Origin of the sequence: Mesorhizobium sp. M1423, from assembly GCF_040317575.1 — a bacterium.
Classification (GTDB): domain Bacteria; phylum Pseudomonadota; class Alphaproteobacteria; order Rhizobiales; family Rhizobiaceae; genus Mesorhizobium.
Map to the genome: position 1 here is coordinate 44661 of NZ_JAMYKU010000035.1, position 18187 is coordinate 62847.

Consider the following 18187-nt stretch of genomic DNA (forward strand, 5'->3'; position numbering starts at 1 on the left):
ACCGTAGCGTAACTGGCGCGAGGGAGCACGATGTATCATCTGTTGCTTGTCTGTCTTGGTGGCGCGATCGGTGCAATGGCCCGCTTCTTCCTGTCCGGCTTCGTCGCCCGCCGGGTCGGCGAGACCTTTCCTTGGGGCACGATGGTCGTCAATGTGTCGGGGGCGTTTGCAATCGGCGTCGTTGCGCATGCCGTGGCGCGCGACGGCATGCCTGCCCTTTGGGCCTTTGTCGTCACCGGCGGCCTCGGCTGCTACACCACGGTCTCTTCATTCAGCCTGCAGACGCTGGCGCTGGCGCGTGAGGGCGAATGGCTGCGCGCCGGCGGAAATGTGCTGCTTTCGGTTTTCCTGAGCCTCGGCGGCGTGACGCTGGGCTTTGCCGCGGGAAGTCTTCTGATTGGCAGCGGGGCGCCATGAGCGGCCCGCAGAAGCTCCGCTCCGACGGGATGGCGGGGCGTGCGGCGCGCCTCATTGGCTGGCGCCGAACGAGCCAAACGGTTCGTATCTATGCGACCGTGACCGCTGGCAGCATGATCGGCGGCGTGCTGCGGGCGCTCGCCTCATTGGCGAGCACCGCCTGGTGGGGCACTGGATTTCCCTTCGGCACGCTCCTCGTCAACATTGTCGGCTCATTCCTCATCGGCTTCTACGCGACATTGACGGGACCGGATGGTCGCGTCTTCGCCGGTCCGCTGCAGCGCCAGTTCTTCATGGCCGGCTTCTGCGGCGGCCTGACGACCTTCTCCGCTTTCAGCCTTGAAACACTCACCCTCGCGCAAGGCGGGAGGCTTGTGGCGGCGGGGCTCAATATCGCGGTCTCCGTGGTGGCCTGGCTTGCCGCCGTCTGGCTTGGCTACATTTTTGCAGTTCGCCTCAACCGGCTGAGAGGGTCCAGGCAATGAAGATACCAACGCAGGCGCAATTGCTGCGCATATTTATCGGCGAAAACGACAAGGCAGATGGCCGTCCGCTGTATGAGGTTATCGTGCTGAGGGCCCGCGAAATGCAGATCGCCGGCGCGACCGTCCTGCGCGGCGCGATGGGGTTCGGCCATTCCAGCCGGCTTCACACCACCAAGATTCTCCGCCTATCGGAGGATCTGCCCCTCGTCATCGAGATCGTCGATGACGAGGAAAAATTGGCCGCTTTCCTGCCCGTTCTTGAAACAATCATGACAAGTGGTTTGATTACGCTGGAGAAAGTTCAGGTTCTGCAATATGGAACCGACAACGAATAACCGAGTGAGATTGCGGATGCCGGCGAATGCCGTTGCATGCCTGCAAAACGGCGATTGGAATCATGGCAGGCGTTGAACAGATCACAGTGGACGCCGGTGAGGCGGGCATGCGGCTCGACCGCTGGTTCAAGAGCCATTTCCCCGGTCTTGGTTTTGGTCATCTGCAGAAGCTGCTGCGTTCCGGCCAGATCCGCGTCGACGGCGGCAGGGTGAAGGCCGATACCCGCGTCGAAGCCGGCCAAACGGTGCGTGTGCCGCCGCTCGAAGTCGACAAGAAAGGCGAAAGCCCGCTGACCGGCCATTCGATACGCAACCAGGGCGATGCCGATGTCCTAGCCAAGATGCTGATCCATGAGGACCCGAAGGTCTTCGTCTTCAACAAGCCGGCCGGCCTGGCGGTGCAAGGCGGCTCCGGGGTCACCCGCAATGTCGACGACATGCTGGAAGCCTGGCGCAACCAGAAGGGCGAGAAGCCGCGTCTGGTGCACCGGCTCGACCGCGACACGTCGGGTGTTCTGGTTGTCGCCCGTACAAGGCTCGCCGCCATGAAGCTCGCCGAAGCGTTCCGGGCGCGTGAGACGAAGAAAACCTACTGGGCGCTGGTCAAGGGTGTGCCGCCGAAGCGCGAGGACAAGATCTCGACCTGGTTGATCAAGGAACCGACGCCCGACGGCGATCGCGTGCGCATCGCCAAGCATGGCGAAAAGGGTGCCGACCACGCCGTGTCCTACTACCGTGTCATCGAGCAGGCTGCACAGACGATGACCTGGCTGGAGATGGAGCCGTATACCGGCCGCACCCACCAGCTTCGTGTCCATGCCGCGCATATCGGCTGCCCGATCATCGGCGACCCCAAATATTTCGAGGCCGACACCAATTGGGATTTTCCCGGCGGCATGCAGAACCGCCTGCATCTGCACGCCCGCCGCATCGTCATCCCGCATCCCGATAAGGGGTTTGTCGACGTCACCGCGCCGATGCCGCCGCACATGCGCCAGAGCTGGAACCTGATCGGCTTCGACGACGCAAGCGCGGAGGACTAGGGCCGGTGGGCGTCGCCACAGATACGCTCGACCGCCGTGACGCGGTCGATCTGGCGGCCGCCGCCATCATGGTTGGGCTGACTTTTTCCTGGGGGCTGAACTACGTCGCCGCCAAGATCTCCTATGCCGGCTACGATCCCGTTTTCCTGTCGATCGCCCGCTCGGTGATCGGCGGCCTGTGTGTTTTCGGCTGGTGCCGCTGGCGCGGCATCGCGCTGTTCACGCCCGACAAGACTCTCGTCGCCGGCATTCTGGCAGGCGCGCTTTTCGGTCTCGAGTTCCTGTTTCTGTATGTCGGGCTCGAGCACACCACCGTCGTGCGCAACACCTTGCTGGTCAACACCATGCCGTTCTGGATGTTGGTCGGCGGCCATTTCCTGCTGGGCGAAAGCATCACGGCACGCAAGCTCGCTGGTCTTCTGCTCGCTTTCGCCGGACTGGTCGCAGTGTTTTCCGATAAACTGAGTGCCAATGGCGGCGCAACATTGAGCGGCGATTTGCTCAGTCTCGGCGCCGGCATTCTGTGGGCCGTGACCAATATCGTCATCAAGCGGTCGAAGCTGGTGACGGCCAGCGCCGAAAAGCTGCTGCTCTATCAGCTGGCCGGGGCCGCCGTCGTCGGGATTTTGGTGATGCCTTTTGCCGGGCCGCCAGTCCGCAGCTTTGTCGTTCTGCCGACCTTGGCTCTGTTGTTCCAGGCCGTCTACGTCGTCGCGTTCACCTATGTTCTGTGGTTCTGGCTGCTCCGGCGCTACCCTGCATCTGGACTGTCGAGCTTCACCTTCCTGTCGCCGGTGTTCGGTGTGCTCTGCGGCGCCGTCTTCTTGAACGAGCCGTTGACCGTTCGTATCTTCCTGGCACTCGGCCTCATCGCCGCCGGTCTTATCATCGTCAACCGCCCGGCCCGAAAACAACCCCCCGGATGAGCATGCGCGACATACTGAACGACCTCGAAGCGGGAAAGCAGCTCTCCGATCCGGACCCGGTGCGTCGCGCCCAGATCCAGATGAAGACGCAACTGCCGAAGCGCTTCTACAAGACCGTCGCGGTGGCACCGGTCGAGGATGGTTTTGCCGTCCATCTCGATGGCAAGCCCGTCCGCACACCGGCCAAGGCGCTGCTGGCGCTGCCGACCGAAAAGGCGGCTGCTCTCGTCGCCGAGGAATTCGCCGCACAGGAGGAGACCATCGACCCGGTAACGATGCCGGTGATGCGTCTGGTCAACACCGCAATCGATGGGGTCGCCAGTGATCCCCAGGCGGTGCTGGAGGACATCCTGCGCTTCGCCTCATCAGATCTGCTCTGCTACCGCGCGGATACACCACAGGGGCTGGTCGACCGGCAGAACGAGCATTGGGATCCGGTCATCGACTGGGCGCGCAGCGCGCTCGGCGCCCGGTTCCAGCTCGCCGAAGGCGTGATCCACGTCGAGCAGCCGCGCGAGAGTATCGCGCTGCTTGGCCAGCATCTAGCCCAACGTGCCGATCCGCTGCGCCTTGCTGCCATCCACGTCATGACCTCGCTGACCGGATCGGCGCTGCTGGGGCTGGCCGTCGATTTCGGCGAGCTCGACGGCGAGGTGGCCTGGGCTGCCGGCCATGTCGACGAGGACTGGCAGGCCGAGCAATGGGGCCATGATGCCGAGGCCGTCGCCCGCCGCGCCGCCCGCAAGCGCGACATGATGGCGGCAGTGAGCCTGCTCGAAGCGCTCAAAGGCTGACGGCACCGGCCGCTATTTCGCACTGCACATTAGACCAAAGTCATAATCCCAAAGGCGGTCTGCCTCTGGGCACTGCTTTCTGTCATTTTTTGCACCGGTGGCTGCACTGAGTCTGCGTTCCGAGGAAACGCGGACGATGACGCGCAGCATCGAAGACCGACGGAATCACACGGGAGGATACACTCATGGCAATGGCATCGACCGCCGGCAAAACAAGCCGCGGCATGACGCGCGAGGAGAAGAAGGTCATCTTCGCCTCCTCGCTCGGCACCGTTTTCGAATGGTATGATTTTTATCTCTACGGCTCGTTGGCAGTGTTCATTGGTTCGACTTTTTTCAGCCCAACCATCCCGGAAGCTACGCGCAATATCTTCGCGCTGCTGGCTTTCGCCGCTGGCTTCCTCGTGCGTCCGTTCGGCGCATTGCTGTTCGGCCGCATCGGCGATCTTGTCGGCCGTAAATACACTTTCCTTGTCACGATGACGATCATGGGCCTGTCGACCTTCCTGGTCGGCTTGCTGCCTGGCTATGCGACTTTGGGCATTGCCGCTCCCGTGATCCTGATCATCTTGCGCATGTTGCAAGGCCTGGCGCTCGGTGGCGAGTATGGCGGTGCCGCGACCTATGTCGCCGAGCACGCACCCGACGATCGCCGCGGCTACTACACGTCGTGGATACAGACGACGGCAACGCTCGGCCTGTTCCTGTCGCTGGTCGTCATCCTGATCGTCCAGGGGTCGATGGCCAAGGAAACCTACGCCGCGTGGGGTTGGCGCATTCCTTTCATCGTTTCCTTTCTGCTCCTCGGGATTTCGATATGGATCCGGCTGTCGCTTTCTGAATCGCCGACCTTCCAGCGCATGAAGGACGAAGGCAAAGGCTCCAAGGCGCCATTGACGGAAGCCTTCGGCCAATGGAAGAACGCAAAGATTGCGCTGCTGGCACTGCTCGGCCTCACAGCCGGCCAGGCCGTGGTCTGGTACAATGGCCAGTTCTACGCGCTGTTCTTCCTAACCAACGTGCTCAAGGTCGACGCGCAGTCGGTCAACATCATGATCGCAATCGCGCTGGCGGTCGGCTCCATCTTTTTCGTCGTGTTCGGCTGGCTCTCCGACAAGATCGGTCGCAAGCCGATCATCATGGCCGGCCTTGCACTGGCGATCGTCTGCACTTTCCCGTTGTTCAAGGCGCTGACCTGGGCAGCCAACCCGGCGCTCGCCACCGCGCAGCAAAACACGCGCGCGACGGTCACCGCGGCACCGGGCGACTGCAAGTTCCAGTTCAATCCGGTGGGCACGGCGAAGTTCACGACGTCCTGCGATATCGCCACCTCGTTCTTGACCAAGAACTCAGTGCCTTATGACGTGGTAACGACGGCAGCCCCCGGCACTGCAGCGTCGGTCAAAATCGGCAACGAGACAGTTGAGTCGTACGACGCGACTGCGGCCGGCGATCAAGCCAAGGCTAAGGACGCCGTTTTCGCCAAAGCGGTAAACACAGCGCTTCGGGACGGCGGCTATCCGCTGAAGCGGGCAGCGGCCAAGGTGCCGGACCAAAAGCTTGAGGCCTTCATTGCGGCCAATCCCGAGCTGAAGCTCGATACGGCCGCGATCCGCTCCGGCGACAAGGCGACGGTCCCGACCGACCAGGCGATCAAGGACAAGCTGCTGACTGCCGATGAGGCTGCGGGAGCCCCCGAGGTCACTGTCTACACCATACCGGGCGGCGGTCCCTTTGCCATGTTTGCCGACCCGGCCGCGGTCAACTGGCCGATGACGATCGCCATCCTGTTCGTCCTCGTGATCTTCGTCACGATGGTGTACGGGCCGATCGCCGCGATCCTGGTCGAGATGTTTCCGACCCGCATCCGCTACACCGGAATGTCGCTGCCCTACCATATCGGCAATGGCTGGTTCGGCGGGCTGCTGCCGGCGACGGTGTTCGCGCTCAGCGCCTACAAGGGCGACATCTACTACGGTCTCTGGTACCCGGTGGTGATCGCGGCGATGTCGCTGGTCATCGGCATGATCTTCATCAGGGATACCCTCGGAACAGACCTGCATACCAAGCAATAGCCGACCTGTCCCGATTCAAAGCAAAGCCCGGCGCGAGCGATCGCGCCGGGCTTTGCGATTCATCGGAGGGAGACGAGAGATGGGGAGGCTCAGCTCTTCCGATCGTTTTTCGCTTCTTCGATCGCTGCCTCATGATACCAGGCACTTCCGAAATCCGTTCGGTTGCCCAAAGAAGCAAGTTCTGCTGCGAACTTAGCCCTTCCGCTTAAATTTGAGGCAGAAGCGCGCGCTGCCACCGGGAACATCAGGATTTTGGCCGACTGACGAGTGGAAGTGATTTCCATTGTCGGTTTCCTTTCTTCGGCACAACCTTGCCGATTCAACCTTTCCCCAAGATAGGTTTCGCAATCGAATTAGGCAACATGATTATAAAAAGATCAGTAGCTGCACAATATTTATGCAAACTATGCTTGTGAGCGATCCGATCGCACAATTACGACGGCTCAGCAATTTTGCGCCGACACTACATCGCTTTTGCCGCACCCGTCGCCAGCCAAATGGCACACGAATTGCATTTTAACAGTCGGCAGGTCGGCTGCTGGATAGGCCGGCTCGCCCCGGCGCCATCCAGGGTTCGGTGATCAAGCAACGAGAGGCTAGAATGACGAAATACAAGCTCGAGTACATTTGGCTCGATGGATACACCCCGGTTCCCAATCTTCGCGGAAAGACGCAGGTCAAGGACTATGCCGAGTTTCCGACGCTCGACCAGCTTCCGCTGTGGGGCTTCGACGGTTCTTCGACCATGCAGGCCGAGGGCCACAGCTCCGACTGCGTTTTGAAGCCGGTCGCCGTCTATCCGGATCCCGCCCGCACCAATGGCGCGCTCGTCATGTGCGAGGTCATGATGCCGGACGGCGTGACGCCGCATGCATCCAACAAGCGCGCCACCGTCCTCGACGACGAGGGTGCCTGGTTTGGCTTCGAGCAGGAGTATTTCTTCTACAAGGACGGCCGCCCGCTCGGCTTCCCCGAGAGTGGCTATCCGGCGCCGCAAGGCCCGTACTACACCGGCGTCGGCTACAGCAATGTCGGCTCCGTCGCCAGGCAGATCGTCGAGGAGCATCTCGACCTTTGCCTCGCCGCCGGCATCAACCATGAAGGCATCAACGCCGAAGTGGCCAAAGGCCAGTGGGAATTCCAGATTTTCGGCAAGGGCTCCAAGAAGGCCGCCGACCAGATGTGGATGGCACGCTATCTGATGCAGCGCCTGACCGAGAAATACGGCATCGACATCGAATATCACTGCAAGCCGCTCGGCGATACCGACTGGAACGGCTCCGGCATGCATGCCAACTTCTCGACCGCCTATATGCGAGAAGTCGGCGGCAAGGCGTATTTCGAAGCGCTGATGGCGGCTTTCGACAAGAACCTGATGGATCACATCGCCGTCTACGGTCCGGACAACGACAAGCGTTTGACCGGCAAGCACGAGACCGCGCCGTGGAACAGGTTCAGCTACGGCATCGCCGACCGCGGCGCCTCGATCCGCGTGCCGCACTCCTTCATCAACAACGGCTACAAGGGCTATCTCGAGGATCGCCGTCCGAACTCGCAGGGCGACCCCTACCAGATCGCCTCGCAGATATTGAAGACGATCGCCTCCGTCCCGACCAGCGCCGAGGTTTCGGCCGCGGCTTGAGCATTCGTCCCCGGCGTAGACCTCAGGTCTGCGCCGTGACTTCTCTCCAATCGCATCGCAATAAAAAAACCCCGGCGTCTCCGCCGGGGTTTTTTGTTGGCTGCAACGATCCGGATCAGACCGAATAGTACATATCGTATTCGACCGGATGCGGGGTCATTTCGAAGCGCATCACCTCGGCCATCTTGAGCTCGATATAGCTGTCGATCTGGTCGTCGTCGAAGACGCCGCCAGCCTTCAGGAAGCCGCGGTCCTTGTCGAGGCTCTGCAGGGCTTCGCGCAGCGAGCCGCAGACGGTCGGGATCTTCTTCAATTCCTTCGGCGGAAGGTCGTAGAGATCCTTGTCCATCGGCTGTCCCGGATGGATCTTGTTCTTGATGCCGTCGAGGCCGGCCATCAGCATGGCGGCAAAGGCAAGATAGGGGTTCGCGCCCGGATCGGGGAAGCGGACCTCGACGCGCTTGGCCTTCGGCGACGAGCCGAACGGAATGCGGCACGAGGCCGAGCGGTTGCGAGCCGAATAGGCGAGCAGCACCGGCGCTTCATAGCCGGGCACCAGGCGCTTGTAGGAGTTGGTCAGCGGGTTGGTGAAGGCGTTGATCGCCTTGGCATGCTTGATGATACCACCGATGTAGAACAGGCAGCTCTCGGACAGGCCGGCATATTCGTTGCCGGCGAAGGTCGGCTTGCCTTCCTTCCAGATCGACTGGTGGACGTGCATGCCAGAGCCATTGTCGCCGAATACCGGCTTCGGCATGAAAGTGGCCGTCTTGCCGTACGCATTGGCGACCTGGTGCACGACATATTTGTAGATCAGCATCTTGTCGGCGTTGCGGACCAGCGTGTCGAACTTGATGCCGAGCTCGTGCTGGGCGGCGGCCACTTCATGGTGGTGCTTTTCGACGCGCACGCCCATCTCGGCGAGCACGGTGAGCATTTCCGAGCGCATGTCCTGTGCCGAATCGATCGGCGGCACCGGGAAATAGCCGCCCTTGATGCGCGGCCGGTGGCCGAGGTTACCGGTCTCGTAATCGGTGTCGTCATTGGACGGCAATTCGGTCGAATCCAGCCGGAAGCCGGTATTGTAGGGGTCGGCCTTGTACTTGACGTCGTCGAACACGAAGAACTCGGCTTCAGGACCGACGAAGATCTGGTCGCCGATGCCTTCCGCCTTCATGTAGGCCTCGGCCTTCTTGGCGGTGCCGCGCGGGTCGCGGTTGTAGGATTCTCCCGAGATCGGATCGAGGATGTCGCACAGGATGACCATGGTCGACTGGGCGAAGAACGGGTCCATATGCACCGTATCGGGATCGGGCATCAGCACCATGTCGGACTCGTTGATCGCTTTCCAGCCGGCGATCGAGGAACCGTCGAACATGACACCATCGGCAAACATGTCTTCCTCGACCTCGACGACATCCATAGTAACGTGCTGCAGTTTGCCCTTCGGATCGGTGAAGCGCAGATCGACGAACTTCACGTCGTTGTCCTTGATCTGCTTCATGATGTCTTTGGCTGTCGTCATGTCCCTGCTTCCCTATGTGATGACGTTTTGAACATGGCCTTTTAACGGGAAAATTCAGACCGCGTCCATGCCGGTTTCGCCGGTGCGGATGCGCACGACTTCCTCGATGTTGGAGACGAAGATCTTGCCGTCGCCGATGCGGCCGGTCTGGGCCGCCTTGCGGATGGCTTCGATCGCGGCTTCGACGGCATCGTCGCCGAGCACGACCTCGATTTTCACCTTCGGCAGGAAGTCGACGACATATTCGGCACCGCGATAAAGCTCGGTATGGCCCTTCTGGCGGCCAAACCCTTTGGCCTCGGTAACGGTGATACCTTGCAGCCCGGCCTCCTGAAGCGCTTCTTTCACTTCGTCTAGCTTGAACGGCTTGATGATCGCTTCGATCTTTTTCATGTAAAAAGTGGCCTCCACTGCCAAAAAAGACGGGTTGTGAGCCCCGCTTGCGCCTCAATCAAGCACGAACTGTGCCAATTGATGGGGCGCCGAGCAGCCTCACATGATTTGGATACCATGCCGCGCAGGAATGTACATTCGCATCATTCGCTGCGTCGGATGCGCCATGAACACCGCGAGCCTACACACCGCCGGTCCTGCCGTCCGCACAAAAATTGGGCAGATCGGATATTTCATGAGCAGCTGCGCGCCGTCGTCCCGAACGAGGTACGCCGCCAACTTTGCTTAGGGACCTTCGTTGTTTGCGTCGGATCAAAAACTGGACAATGCTTGGGGAAATGATGTGCATGTCGCCTGATATTCCATGAGCAACGAACTTTTGTCTCCGTCTGAAATGGCCGAGGCCGATCGGCTGGCGATTGCGGCCGGGCCACTCGATGGCTTCGGCCTCATGCGGCGCGCCGGCGAAGCGGTCGCTGCCGTCGTCCTGGCGCGCTATCCCCAGGCGAGACGCGTCCATGTCCTGTGCGGCCCCGGCAACAATGGCGGCGACGGCTATGTCGTGGCGCGGTTGTTGGCAGAGGCCGGCATGAACGTTGCCGTCTGGGCCGAAGGCAAGCAGAAACCCGGAAGCGATGCCGCGTTGGCCTCTGATGCCTGCAACTTGCCCGTGGAACACATTGGCCATTGCTACCCGGAAGCGGGTGAAGTGGTCGTGGACGCACTCTACGGCGCGGGACTGTCCAAGGACATTTCGATGCATGCGTTGGCCGTCTCAGGCTTGAGCAGCGCTGAGCGCGTCCCGGTGGTCTCGATCGATTTGCCTTCGGGTGTGTCAGGCGAGACCGGCTTGACTAACGCTCACTTCCAGGCCGAGGTCACGGTGACTTTCGTGCGGAAAAAGCCAGGCCATCTGCTGATGCCGGGGCGCGAGCTGTGCGGCGAGATCATCGTCGCCGATATCGGCATTCCGGATGGGATCATCGATCAGCTCAAGGTCACGGCGTTCGAGAACACACCGGAACTTTGGTTGCGATGGTACTTCCCGAGAACGGCTGTCGATTCGCATAAATACAAGCGTGGCCATGTTGCTGTCTTTTCCGGCGGACCGAGTGCGACGGGCGCAGCGAGGTTGTCGGCCATGGCCGCGGCTCGCAGTGGGGCAGGGGCAGTAACTGTGCTTTCACCTGGAAACGCCATGCAGGTGAACGCCGCGCATCTGACCTCGATCATGCTGCGCGAGGCCGGCTCGCTCGAAGAGGTGCAGGAATTCCTCGTGGCGCGGCATCCCGAGGCGCTGGTGTTCGGACCGGGGCTCGGGCCGAAACCCAAGGTCGGCGATTTCGCATTGCAGTTGATTGCGGCGATCGCGGATCTGACCCGCGCATCAGCGGCTACGCCTGAAATTCACGCCAGTGCCATTGTTCTGGATGCCGACGCCATCACCTCGTTGGCGCTTCAGCCTCAGGCACTGTTCGACGCAGCGCGTCAGACATGGTCACCGGCACTGGTGCTGACGCCACATGAGGGTGAATTCGCCAGGCTTTTTCCAGATATCGCTGGGAACAAAAAACAGTCCAAAGTGACCAAGGCGCGCGAAGCAGCAAAGCGCGCCAATGCCATTGTCGTCTACAAGGGTGCCGACACGGTGATCGCGGCGCCCGACGGCAGGGCCGCGATCAATGCCAACGGTGCGCCGTGGCTGGCCACGGCTGGCTCTGGTGACGTTCTGTCGGGGATCGCGGCCGGATTGCTGGCGCAAGGCATGGCGGCCTTCCAGGCTGCCTGCGCGGCGGTCTGGATCCACGCCGAGGCCGGCCGTCGTTTCGGGCCCGGCTTGATCGCCGAGGATCTACCGTCGGCTCTGGTGCCAGTGCTGCGGGAATTGATCGAAAGCCAGCCGGACCTTCGATGAGACGCATTGCACTCCTTTTCACCACGCTCGTCATGGCCGCTTTGGCGACACTGTCGGCGAATGCCGCTGAGCAGCCGGTGACCATCGTCGATGATCCAGCGGTACTTGCTGCTCTCGATGCCAAGGGCTTTGGCTTCGCCGGCATTTTCGGCGTCGACGGCAAGGGCGATTTGAAGACGCTTTATGACAAGGCGCCGGCTTACCACGCGATCGTCGAAACGATTGCAAGCGACGTCGCAGCATTGCGGACCGAGATGAAGGCCGGCGGCCGGCCGCTGTACGAGGTGACCGACGGCAATGTTGGCCGTGTCATGGACATGCGCTGGCTGAGGACCGACGCAGCGCGCTTCCGCCTCGTCGGCGTGGTCAACCGGCTCGACCGGCGCGACTTCGCCGCGCTGAAAGGCGACGGGAGTTGCGGCGAAGTGCGCTTCATCTATCGCCTCGCCTACAGCTTCAAGAAGAACGGCAAGGTTTTGGCCTCGCGCCTGCCGTTCAATTTCAGTGCCGTCTACAATGCCACGCCGGATGTCGATGGCGGCTGTGTCGGCGTCGCCGGACGCTGGGCACCACAGCTCGACGAGAGCGTCGATGCCGGCTGGCTGATCGGTGGGCCGCTGGAAAGAGCGGCGCTCACCTTCAAGCAGCTCGAGCTCAATGCGCAAGTGGTCCGCTTCCCCTCCGGCCAGGAGACCGAATTCGGCGGGCAGGCTGCCTATCTCATGCGAATTTTCGGCATCGACGGAACGGCTGTCAGCGAAAAGCCGCTGGAAAACACGCCCGACATGGCACGTCTTGCCGAAGACGCCGCGCTGAAAGCAAGACTTGCCGACTATGTCCGCACCAATGTTGCGGCGGTCGATCTCGGCGTCTACCAAATCCCCGATGAGTTTTTGGCAAGGAAGGTCATTTCGTGGTCGACCTTCGGCAGCGCAAGGCAGGCCAACCACCCGTTCACGCCGCTGTTCCAGCCCGCGGATTTCGAAGGGCTCGATTTCTCTGCGTTGAAGCTGGTGCGCACGCCTGAGGCATTGGTCGAGCGGCTGGACAACGGCGCCTGCCAGGGCTGCCATCAGGCGGGCTCGACCGCCGGTTTCCATTTCATCGGCCTCGATGACAAGACGACCTCGCCGCTCAACCGCATCGAGGTCGGCATCTCGCCGCATCTCCACGCCGACATCCCGCGTCGCGTCGCCTGGCTGCACGCGACTGCCGACGGCAAGGAGCCGAACCGCTTCCGCCCGCTGTCCTTCGCGCCGCAGGCGACATGGAGCGATGCTGGACAGATCGCCTATTCGCCGGCCGAGATGGCGATGCCGTGCCTGGTGCCGGCGGATGCGGCCCGCTTCGGCGCGACATGGCAATGCGGCCCTGGCACTATCTGCACGCCCCTGGCAACCGCGTCCGGCGTGCGCACCAAGCTGGCGCAATGCCTGCTGCCCAAGGATAGCGAAAACATGTTCTCCGGCCATCCGTGCCTGACCGGCTCGATCGCCAGCAACCCGGCGCAGCCTTTCAATGACCGCTATACCATCACCGGCCAGTTCGCGGCGTTCGCGCCAGGCATTTCGCGTATCGGCTACACCTGCCGACCGCCAAAGATCGGCGTGCCAGCGGGTGTCGCCTATCGCGGCTGCGACGACCGGGATCGCAGCTTTGCCGCCTTCAAACCGGGCAAGCCGATGCCGAACGAGATTTGCGGGCTGGTTGGCGGCAAAAAATTCGACACCTGCGTGGCGACCAATAATTTCGACCAGTGCCTGGGCGGTGCCGTCAATCGCGGCAATCGTCCTGCCTGCTCGGCCGACCATTTCTGCCGCGAGGATTACATGTGCCAGTCGCTGCCACCCGATACGCCCGGTATCGGCAAGGTGAAAGGCATCGGCTTCTGCTCGCCGACCTATTTTATCTTCCAGATGCGCATCGACAATCACGCCACGCCGTGGTCGGGCGCTGCCCGCGCGACGATGGGGGCCGGGTTCGGTGCTGCGGAAGAGGAATAGGCCACCGACTGAGGCATTGGCCGCAGTAGTTCCAGGTGGATAGCTATCGATCGAGGTCGTCGGCGATGTTCGATGTCCATTCGCCGTCGAAATGGCGGACGCGTTCGGCGACGAACGCATCGCTCAGCAGGCTCGACAAGGCAGAAACCAGAATTGGTTCTATCTCTGGAGCCGAGCTAAATCCAAGAGCAATCAGACGTTCGGACCAGGGCGGATGGTCCGCACTTTCGTTATCTCGCGCGTCCCACGCTTTTTGAGCATACTCCTGCAGAATGGGAAGTCTCGACAAGTGAGCGGCGGCCGCCAGGACCCTTTCGAGTGGTGGACGGGGCGGAGCCATGGCGCCAAGCAGTTCACGCTGGAGCGGGCTATAGACTTGATCATCGAAGAACGCACTGGCGGCACCGATCAGAAGCAGGGCGCGGGCCGCTTCATGTGCGTCGCCGGACGTCGCTGCATGGCGATCTGCGTCAATTTCCGCTCGTCGCGACAACCGTATTTCTTCGCGCTCCAGAGTGCGCGACAGCGGACCAAGCATCCAGTAGAACAGGCTGCCTGAAACGGTTTTCCCCGGAGGAGCGAAGTCGAAGATTAGATCGAAGCTTTTCTCGAGTTCAGCCAGGTTGAGTCCGCCATTTGTATCTTTGTTTTTCAGATGGGCGCCCTCATGAGCCAAGATCGCCGCAAATGCCTTTTGGTCGGTCGCTGCGAGCAATGGCAGGCCGATGGTCAGAATCGCCCTGCGGCCAAGCAAGCCTAGAAACGGCCGCTCTTCACCGACGCTGGCGTTGAGATCGTCGCTCAGGATGATGCTCGTTCGGCTGGCGCGGTGTTTGCCGGCAATACTCTCCCAGACAGCCCACAGCTTCGGGGCTGATTCCCGAGTAATCCCCTCGACCTTGCCGGGTCGAAAACCGGCGAACAATGTTCCGATCAACAGAACGATGGCCAGCATCGCGGCCGGGATTGCAACAGCGCCAGTCGCGATGACGGCGAGCGGATGCCAATCGAGGAGCCAGAACCACAGGACTATTGGGCAGAACAGCGGCAGAGCGAAGAGCAGGATGGCAAATCTGCCGAAACGCGCTCCCATGTAGACGACTAGGCGCGACATCAGCCCCTCACAGCGGGATGTTGTCGTGTTTCTTCCAAGGGTTTTGCATATCCTTGTTGCGCAGCATCCTGAGCGCGCGGGCGATGCGGCGGCGGGTCGAATGCGGCATGATCACCTCGTCGACATAGCCGCGCTCGGCGGCAACGAAGGGCGACAGGAAGCGATCCTCGTAAGCCTTTGTGTGTGCTGCAATTTTCTCCGCGTCGCCGATGTCCTTGCGATAGATGATCTCGACCGCGCCCCTGGCGCCCATCACCGCAATCTGCGCCGTTGGCCAGGCATAGTTCATATCGCCGCGCAGATGTTTTGACGCCATGACATCATAGGCGCCGCCATAGGCCTTTCTGGTGATGACGGTGATCTTTGGCACGGTCGCTTCGGCATCGGCCAACACACGCTGGGCGCCGGGGTTTATCAACCCCCAAATTTCCTGCGGGGGGCCGGGCAGTATGCCCGGCACGTCGACGAAGGTGACGATCGGGATCGAGAAGCAGTCGCAGAAGCGCACGAAACGCGCGGCTTTGCGGCTGGCATCCGAATCGAGCACGCCGGCCAGCACCATCGGCTGGTTGGCGACGAAGCCGACTGTGCGGCCTTCGACACGGCCGAACCCGGTGACGATGTTTTTCGCAAAATTCTGCTGGATCTCGAAGAAGTCACCCTCGTCGGCAATTTTAAGGATCAACTCCTTGATGTCGTAAGGTTTGTTGGCATTGTCGGGAATCAGCCGGTCGAGCGACAGATCGTGATCGGTGACCGATTGGTAGCATTCGATCTCGGGAATTTCCGCCGTGTTGGAGGCGGGCAGCAGATCGACCAGCCGGCGCATCTGCAGCAGCGCCTCGACGTCATTGTCGTAGGCTCCGTCGGCGATCGAGGACTTCGTTGTGTGGACGGAAGCGCCGCCGAGGCTTTCGGCGGTGACCGTCTCGTTGGTGACGGTTTTCACCACATCCGGCCCGGTGACGAACATGTAGGAGGTGTCGCGGACCATGAAGATGAAGTCGGTCATCGCCGGCGAATAGACGTCGCCGCCGGCGCAAGGGCCCATGATCAGTGAAATCTGCGGGATGACGCCGGAGGCCAGAACATTGCGCTGGAAGATCTCGGCATAGCCGCCGAGGGCCGCCACGCCTTCCTGGATGCGGGCGCCGCCGGCGTCGTAGAGGCCGATGATCGGCGCGCGGTTGCGCAGTGCCATCTCCTGCACCTTGACCACCTTTTCGGCATGGGCCTCGGACAGCGAGCCGCCGAACACGGTAAAATCCTTGGCGAAAAGATAGACCGGGCGACCGTTGACGGTGCCCCAGCCGGTAACGACGCCGTCGCCGGCGATCTTGGTTTTCTCCATGCCGAAATCGGTCGAGCGGTGCTCGACATACATGTCGAACTCCTCGAACGAGCCCTCGTCGAGAAAGACGTCTATGCGTTCGCGGGCGGTCAGCTTGCCCTTCTTGTGCTGGGCGTCGATACGGGCCCGGCCGCCGCCCATGCGAGCGATCTCGCGGCGGCGCTCGAGTTCCTTCAGCACGTCCTTCATGACCGGTCCCCGAAACGGAAAGCTGGATTGTGGTAATCATGCCCGGGGGAGAGCGCAAGCGCCGCTTCCTCATGGCTTTTGCTGCGCTGCAGCATCAGGCCCCTTGCAATCCGCGGCGAACTGGGCCATATGCGGCGACATAGGCGCTTGGGCCGGGATAATCCGGCCTTCTCGATGAATGAGACTGGTTGCGTCTGTTTTCCCTCTTCCCGACAGATCGGCAAGGTGGCGAAAAAGCCCCGTGGCATGATGCCTGCGGGCACGACAGCGCAGCCGTGCGGACGATAACGTCCGCCCGCCTTGTCGTTTCATGACAGTTTTCGACGGCAGGTTGCGCCCTGCCGCCACTGATGTTTGCGGCCAGGAGCCGCATGAAAGAAGAATATTTTGACCAATGAAAACACTTTGACCGGTACGGACGCTGGGGAACTGAACGGTTTCGCCGCACTTGGAATCACCGGTGCACTGCTCAAGGCCACCAATGCCGCCGGCTTTACCGATCCGAAGCCGATCCAGGCCCAGGCGATCCCGCCGCAGCTCGAAGGCCGCGACATTTTCGGCATCGCCCAGACCGGCTCAGGCAAGACCGCGGCGTTCGCGCTGCCGATCCTGTCGAAGATCATCGCACTTGGCACCAAGCGCCGGCCGAAGACAGCCCGCGCACTGATCCTGGCGCCGACGCGCGAACTCGCCGTGCAGATCGAGGAGATGATCAAGCTGCTTGCCAAGGGCGCGCATGTCTCGACCGCGCTGGTGCTTGGCGGCGTCTCGCGCTTCAGCCAGGTGAAGAAGGTTGCGCCCGGCGTCGACATCCTGATCGCAACCCCCGGCCGGTTGACAGACCTGGTGCGTGAAGGCGACCTCGTGCTTGCCGACACCAAATGGCTGGTGCTCGATGAAGGCGACCGCATGCTCGACATGGGCTTCATCAACGACGTCAAGCGCATCGCCAGAGCGACGGCGCCGGACCGTCAGACGGTGCTGTTCTCGGCAACCATGCCGGCCGAAATCGCCGAACTGGCGAAAGGCCTGCTGAAGAACCCGATTCGCGTCGAAGTCGCTCCTCACAGCACCGCGGCCGCCGAGATCGTGCAAGGCGTCGTCTTTGCCCGCACCAAGCAGAAGCGTCAGGTGCTGGCCACCATGCTTGCCGACGAGGCGATGAAGTCCGTCATCATCTTTTCGCGCACCAAGCATGGCGCCGACAGGGTGACAAAGGATCTCGAGCGTGACGGCTTCAAGGCCGCCGTCATCCACGGCAACAAGTCGCAGAATGCTCGCCAGAAGGCACTCAACGATTTCCGCGAGGGTTCGGTGCGCATTCTCGTGGCGACCGACATTGCGGCGCGCGGCATCGACGTGCCGGGCATAAGCCATGTGGTGAATTTCGACCTGCCGGACGAGGCGGAGAGCTATGTCCACCGCATCGGCCGCACCGGCCGTAACGGCATGGACGGCATCGCCATCACGCTCTGCGACCCGTCCGAAAACAGCAAGCTGCGCCAGGTCGAGCGCATCATCCGCACCAAGCTGCCGATCGTTGCCGACCATCTCGGCAGCCCCGATCCACAGCGCAATCCCGCCGAGAAGAACGAGCGTAGTTTCGAACCGGCCAATGATCGCAACGACCACAATGGCCGTCGCGACGGCAGGCGGCCCGGCGGCGCAAACAACGGCTTCGGCAAGAAGCGGTTCGGCGACAAGCCAGCCTTTGCGGGCGAGCGCAAGCCGGAAGGCGCCAAGCCCTTCAAGGGCAACAACAAGCGCCGCTTCGGCGGTAAGCGGCCGGCAGCGCGGGCCGCATAGCCTGACCGTGTTGCGGTCGGCCAAGCTTGGCTTGGTCACTCACGATTGAAAAGGGGGGCCCGCGGTATGGGCCCGGTGGCCGGTTGTTTTTTTTCGGTTTGTTTTATTTAACACCCCCCCGTACCACAACCCAATACCCTGCGGCCTGAAAACGGGTGTGGGTGTCGGCAACGG

16 protein-coding genes are annotated in these 18187 nt (G+C 61.7%); 11 read left to right on the top strand and 5 right to left on the bottom strand.

All coding sequences use genetic code 11. The features are described 5' to 3' along the window. Positions 1–30: 30 nt before the first annotated feature. From crcB (NKG95_RS30125) to NKG95_RS30155, 7 genes are all read left to right on the top strand, one after another. Entirely contained in the window at positions 31–417 is a 387-nt protein-coding gene (gene crcB, locus NKG95_RS30125; protein ID WP_031193553.1) for a fluoride efflux transporter CrcB, read from the top strand. Beyond that, positions 414–902: a fluoride efflux transporter CrcB gene (gene crcB, locus NKG95_RS30130; protein WP_352849269.1), complete on the top strand. Its 489-nt coding sequence runs from the start codon at positions 414–416 to the stop codon at positions 900–902. The genes crcB (NKG95_RS30125) and crcB (NKG95_RS30130) overlap by 4 nt, the downstream gene beginning before the upstream one ends. Continuing rightward, the gene (locus NKG95_RS30135; RefSeq protein ID WP_254817158.1) at positions 899–1237 is read left to right on the top strand and encodes a DUF190 domain-containing protein; all 339 of its coding nucleotides are present in this window, start codon (positions 899–901) and stop codon (positions 1235–1237) included. Before crcB (NKG95_RS30130) ends, NKG95_RS30135 begins: the two co-directional genes overlap by 4 nt. A gap of 62 nt (positions 1238–1299) precedes the next feature. Further along, positions 1300–2280 carry an RluA family pseudouridine synthase gene (locus NKG95_RS30140; protein WP_352507446.1) on the top strand — a complete coding sequence of 327 codons (981 nt, stop codon included), beginning with the start codon at positions 1300–1302 and terminating at the stop codon, positions 2278–2280. A 68-nt stretch (positions 2281–2348) separates the two neighbouring features. Next, the gene (locus NKG95_RS30145) at positions 2349–3206 is read left to right on the top strand and encodes a DMT family transporter (RefSeq protein WP_502899004.1); all 858 of its coding nucleotides are present in this window, start codon (positions 2349–2351) and stop codon (positions 3204–3206) included. A gap of 2 nt (positions 3207–3208) precedes the next feature. Beyond that, complete coding sequence (locus NKG95_RS30150) at positions 3209–4000, top strand: ATP12 family chaperone protein (RefSeq protein ID WP_352849263.1); 792 nt, start codon at positions 3209–3211, stop codon at positions 3998–4000. Between the two features lie 185 nt (positions 4001–4185). Further along, positions 4186–6075, top strand: coding sequence for an MFS transporter (locus NKG95_RS30155; protein ID WP_023717534.1), 1890 nt, complete (start codon positions 4186–4188; stop codon positions 6073–6075). 89 nt (positions 6076–6164) lie between these two features. On the opposite strand, the gene NKG95_RS30160 is transcribed toward NKG95_RS30155, so the two are convergent. After that, the gene (locus NKG95_RS30160; protein ID WP_353043292.1) at positions 6165–6359 is read right to left on the bottom strand and encodes a DUF2735 domain-containing protein; all 195 of its coding nucleotides are present in this window, start codon (positions 6357–6359) and stop codon (positions 6165–6167) included. Between the two features lie 317 nt (positions 6360–6676). Here NKG95_RS30160 and NKG95_RS30165 point away from each other — a divergent pair, with 317 nt between their 5' ends. After that, positions 6677–7717: a glutamine synthetase beta-grasp domain-containing protein gene (locus NKG95_RS30165; RefSeq protein ID WP_353043293.1), complete on the top strand. Its 1041-nt coding sequence runs from the start codon at positions 6677–6679 to the stop codon at positions 7715–7717. Positions 7718–7832: 115 nt separating this feature from the next. Here the strand turns inward: NKG95_RS30165 and glnA are convergent, their stop codons facing one another. Both glnA and NKG95_RS30175 read right to left on the bottom strand, forming a co-directional pair. Then, positions 7833–9242, bottom strand: a complete 1410-nt coding sequence (gene glnA, locus NKG95_RS30170) for a type I glutamate--ammonia ligase (RefSeq protein ID WP_023717536.1) — start codon at positions 9240–9242, stop codon at positions 7833–7835. Between the two features lie 54 nt (positions 9243–9296). Continuing rightward, positions 9297–9635: a P-II family nitrogen regulator gene (locus tag NKG95_RS30175; RefSeq protein WP_019857988.1), complete on the bottom strand. Its 339-nt coding sequence runs from the start codon at positions 9633–9635 to the stop codon at positions 9297–9299. Positions 9636–9999: 364 nt separating this feature from the next. On the opposite strand from NKG95_RS30175, the gene NKG95_RS30180 reads away from it, so the two are divergent. Then, the gene (locus NKG95_RS30180; protein ID WP_352496328.1) at positions 10000–11550 is read left to right on the top strand and encodes an NAD(P)H-hydrate dehydratase; all 1551 of its coding nucleotides are present in this window, start codon (positions 10000–10002) and stop codon (positions 11548–11550) included. Further along, entirely contained in the window at positions 11547–13553 is a 2007-nt protein-coding gene (locus tag NKG95_RS30185) for a hypothetical protein (protein WP_353043294.1), read from the top strand. The genes NKG95_RS30180 and NKG95_RS30185 overlap by 4 nt, the downstream gene beginning before the upstream one ends. A gap of 43 nt (positions 13554–13596) precedes the next feature. On the opposite strand, the gene NKG95_RS30190 is transcribed toward NKG95_RS30185, so the two are convergent. Continuing rightward, on the bottom strand, positions 13597–14667 hold the full coding sequence (locus tag NKG95_RS30190) for a M48 family metallopeptidase (RefSeq protein ID WP_353043295.1): 1071 nt from the start codon (positions 14665–14667) through the stop codon (positions 13597–13599). Positions 14668–14674: 7 nt separating this feature from the next. Continuing rightward, complete coding sequence (locus NKG95_RS30195; RefSeq protein WP_353043296.1) at positions 14675–16207, bottom strand: acyl-CoA carboxylase subunit beta; 1533 nt, start codon at positions 16205–16207, stop codon at positions 14675–14677. 387 nt (positions 16208–16594) lie between these two features. Here NKG95_RS30195 and NKG95_RS30200 point away from each other — a divergent pair, with 387 nt between their 5' ends. Beyond that, positions 16595–18013 carry a DEAD/DEAH box helicase gene (locus NKG95_RS30200; protein ID WP_353019154.1) on the top strand — a complete coding sequence of 473 codons (1419 nt, stop codon included), beginning with the start codon at positions 16595–16597 and terminating at the stop codon, positions 18011–18013. The last annotated feature ends 174 nt before the right edge of the window (positions 18014–18187 follow it).

Excerpts from the sequence above, each read along its gene's own strand:
- NKG95_RS30180 (WP_352496328.1), top strand. The coding sequence starts at position 10,000 with ATGAGCAACGAACTTTTGTCTCCGTCTGAAATGGCCGAGGCCGATCGG.
- crcB (WP_352849269.1), top strand. The coding sequence starts at position 414 with ATGAGCGGCCCGCAGAAGCTCCGCTCCGACGGGATGGCGGGGCGTGCG.
- glnA (WP_023717536.1), bottom strand. The coding sequence starts at position 9,242 with ATGACGACAGCCAAAGACATCATGAAGCAGATCAAGGACAACGACGTG.
- NKG95_RS30160 (WP_353043292.1), bottom strand. The coding sequence starts at position 6,359 with ATGGAAATCACTTCCACTCGTCAGTCGGCCAAAATCCTGATGTTCCCG.
- NKG95_RS30190 (WP_353043295.1), bottom strand. The coding sequence starts at position 14,667 with ATGTCGCGCCTAGTCGTCTACATGGGAGCGCGTTTCGGCAGATTTGCC.
- NKG95_RS30145 (WP_502899004.1), top strand. The coding sequence starts at position 2,349 with ATGGTTGGGCTGACTTTTTCCTGGGGGCTGAACTACGTCGCCGCCAAG.
- NKG95_RS30195 (WP_353043296.1), bottom strand. The coding sequence starts at position 16,207 with ATGAAGGACGTGCTGAAGGAACTCGAGCGCCGCCGCGAGATCGCTCGC.
- NKG95_RS30155 (WP_023717534.1), top strand. The coding sequence starts at position 4,186 with ATGGCAATGGCATCGACCGCCGGCAAAACAAGCCGCGGCATGACGCGC.
- NKG95_RS30165 (WP_353043293.1), top strand. The coding sequence starts at position 6,677 with ATGACGAAATACAAGCTCGAGTACATTTGGCTCGATGGATACACCCCG.
- NKG95_RS30150 (WP_352849263.1), top strand. The coding sequence starts at position 3,209 with ATGCGCGACATACTGAACGACCTCGAAGCGGGAAAGCAGCTCTCCGAT.
- NKG95_RS30135 (WP_254817158.1), top strand. The coding sequence starts at position 899 with ATGAAGATACCAACGCAGGCGCAATTGCTGCGCATATTTATCGGCGAA.
- NKG95_RS30185 (WP_353043294.1), top strand. The coding sequence starts at position 11,547 with ATGAGACGCATTGCACTCCTTTTCACCACGCTCGTCATGGCCGCTTTG.
- crcB (WP_031193553.1), top strand. The coding sequence starts at position 31 with ATGTATCATCTGTTGCTTGTCTGTCTTGGTGGCGCGATCGGTGCAATG.
- NKG95_RS30140 (WP_352507446.1), top strand. The coding sequence starts at position 1,300 with ATGGCAGGCGTTGAACAGATCACAGTGGACGCCGGTGAGGCGGGCATG.
- NKG95_RS30175 (WP_019857988.1), bottom strand. The coding sequence starts at position 9,635 with ATGAAAAAGATCGAAGCGATCATCAAGCCGTTCAAGCTAGACGAAGTG.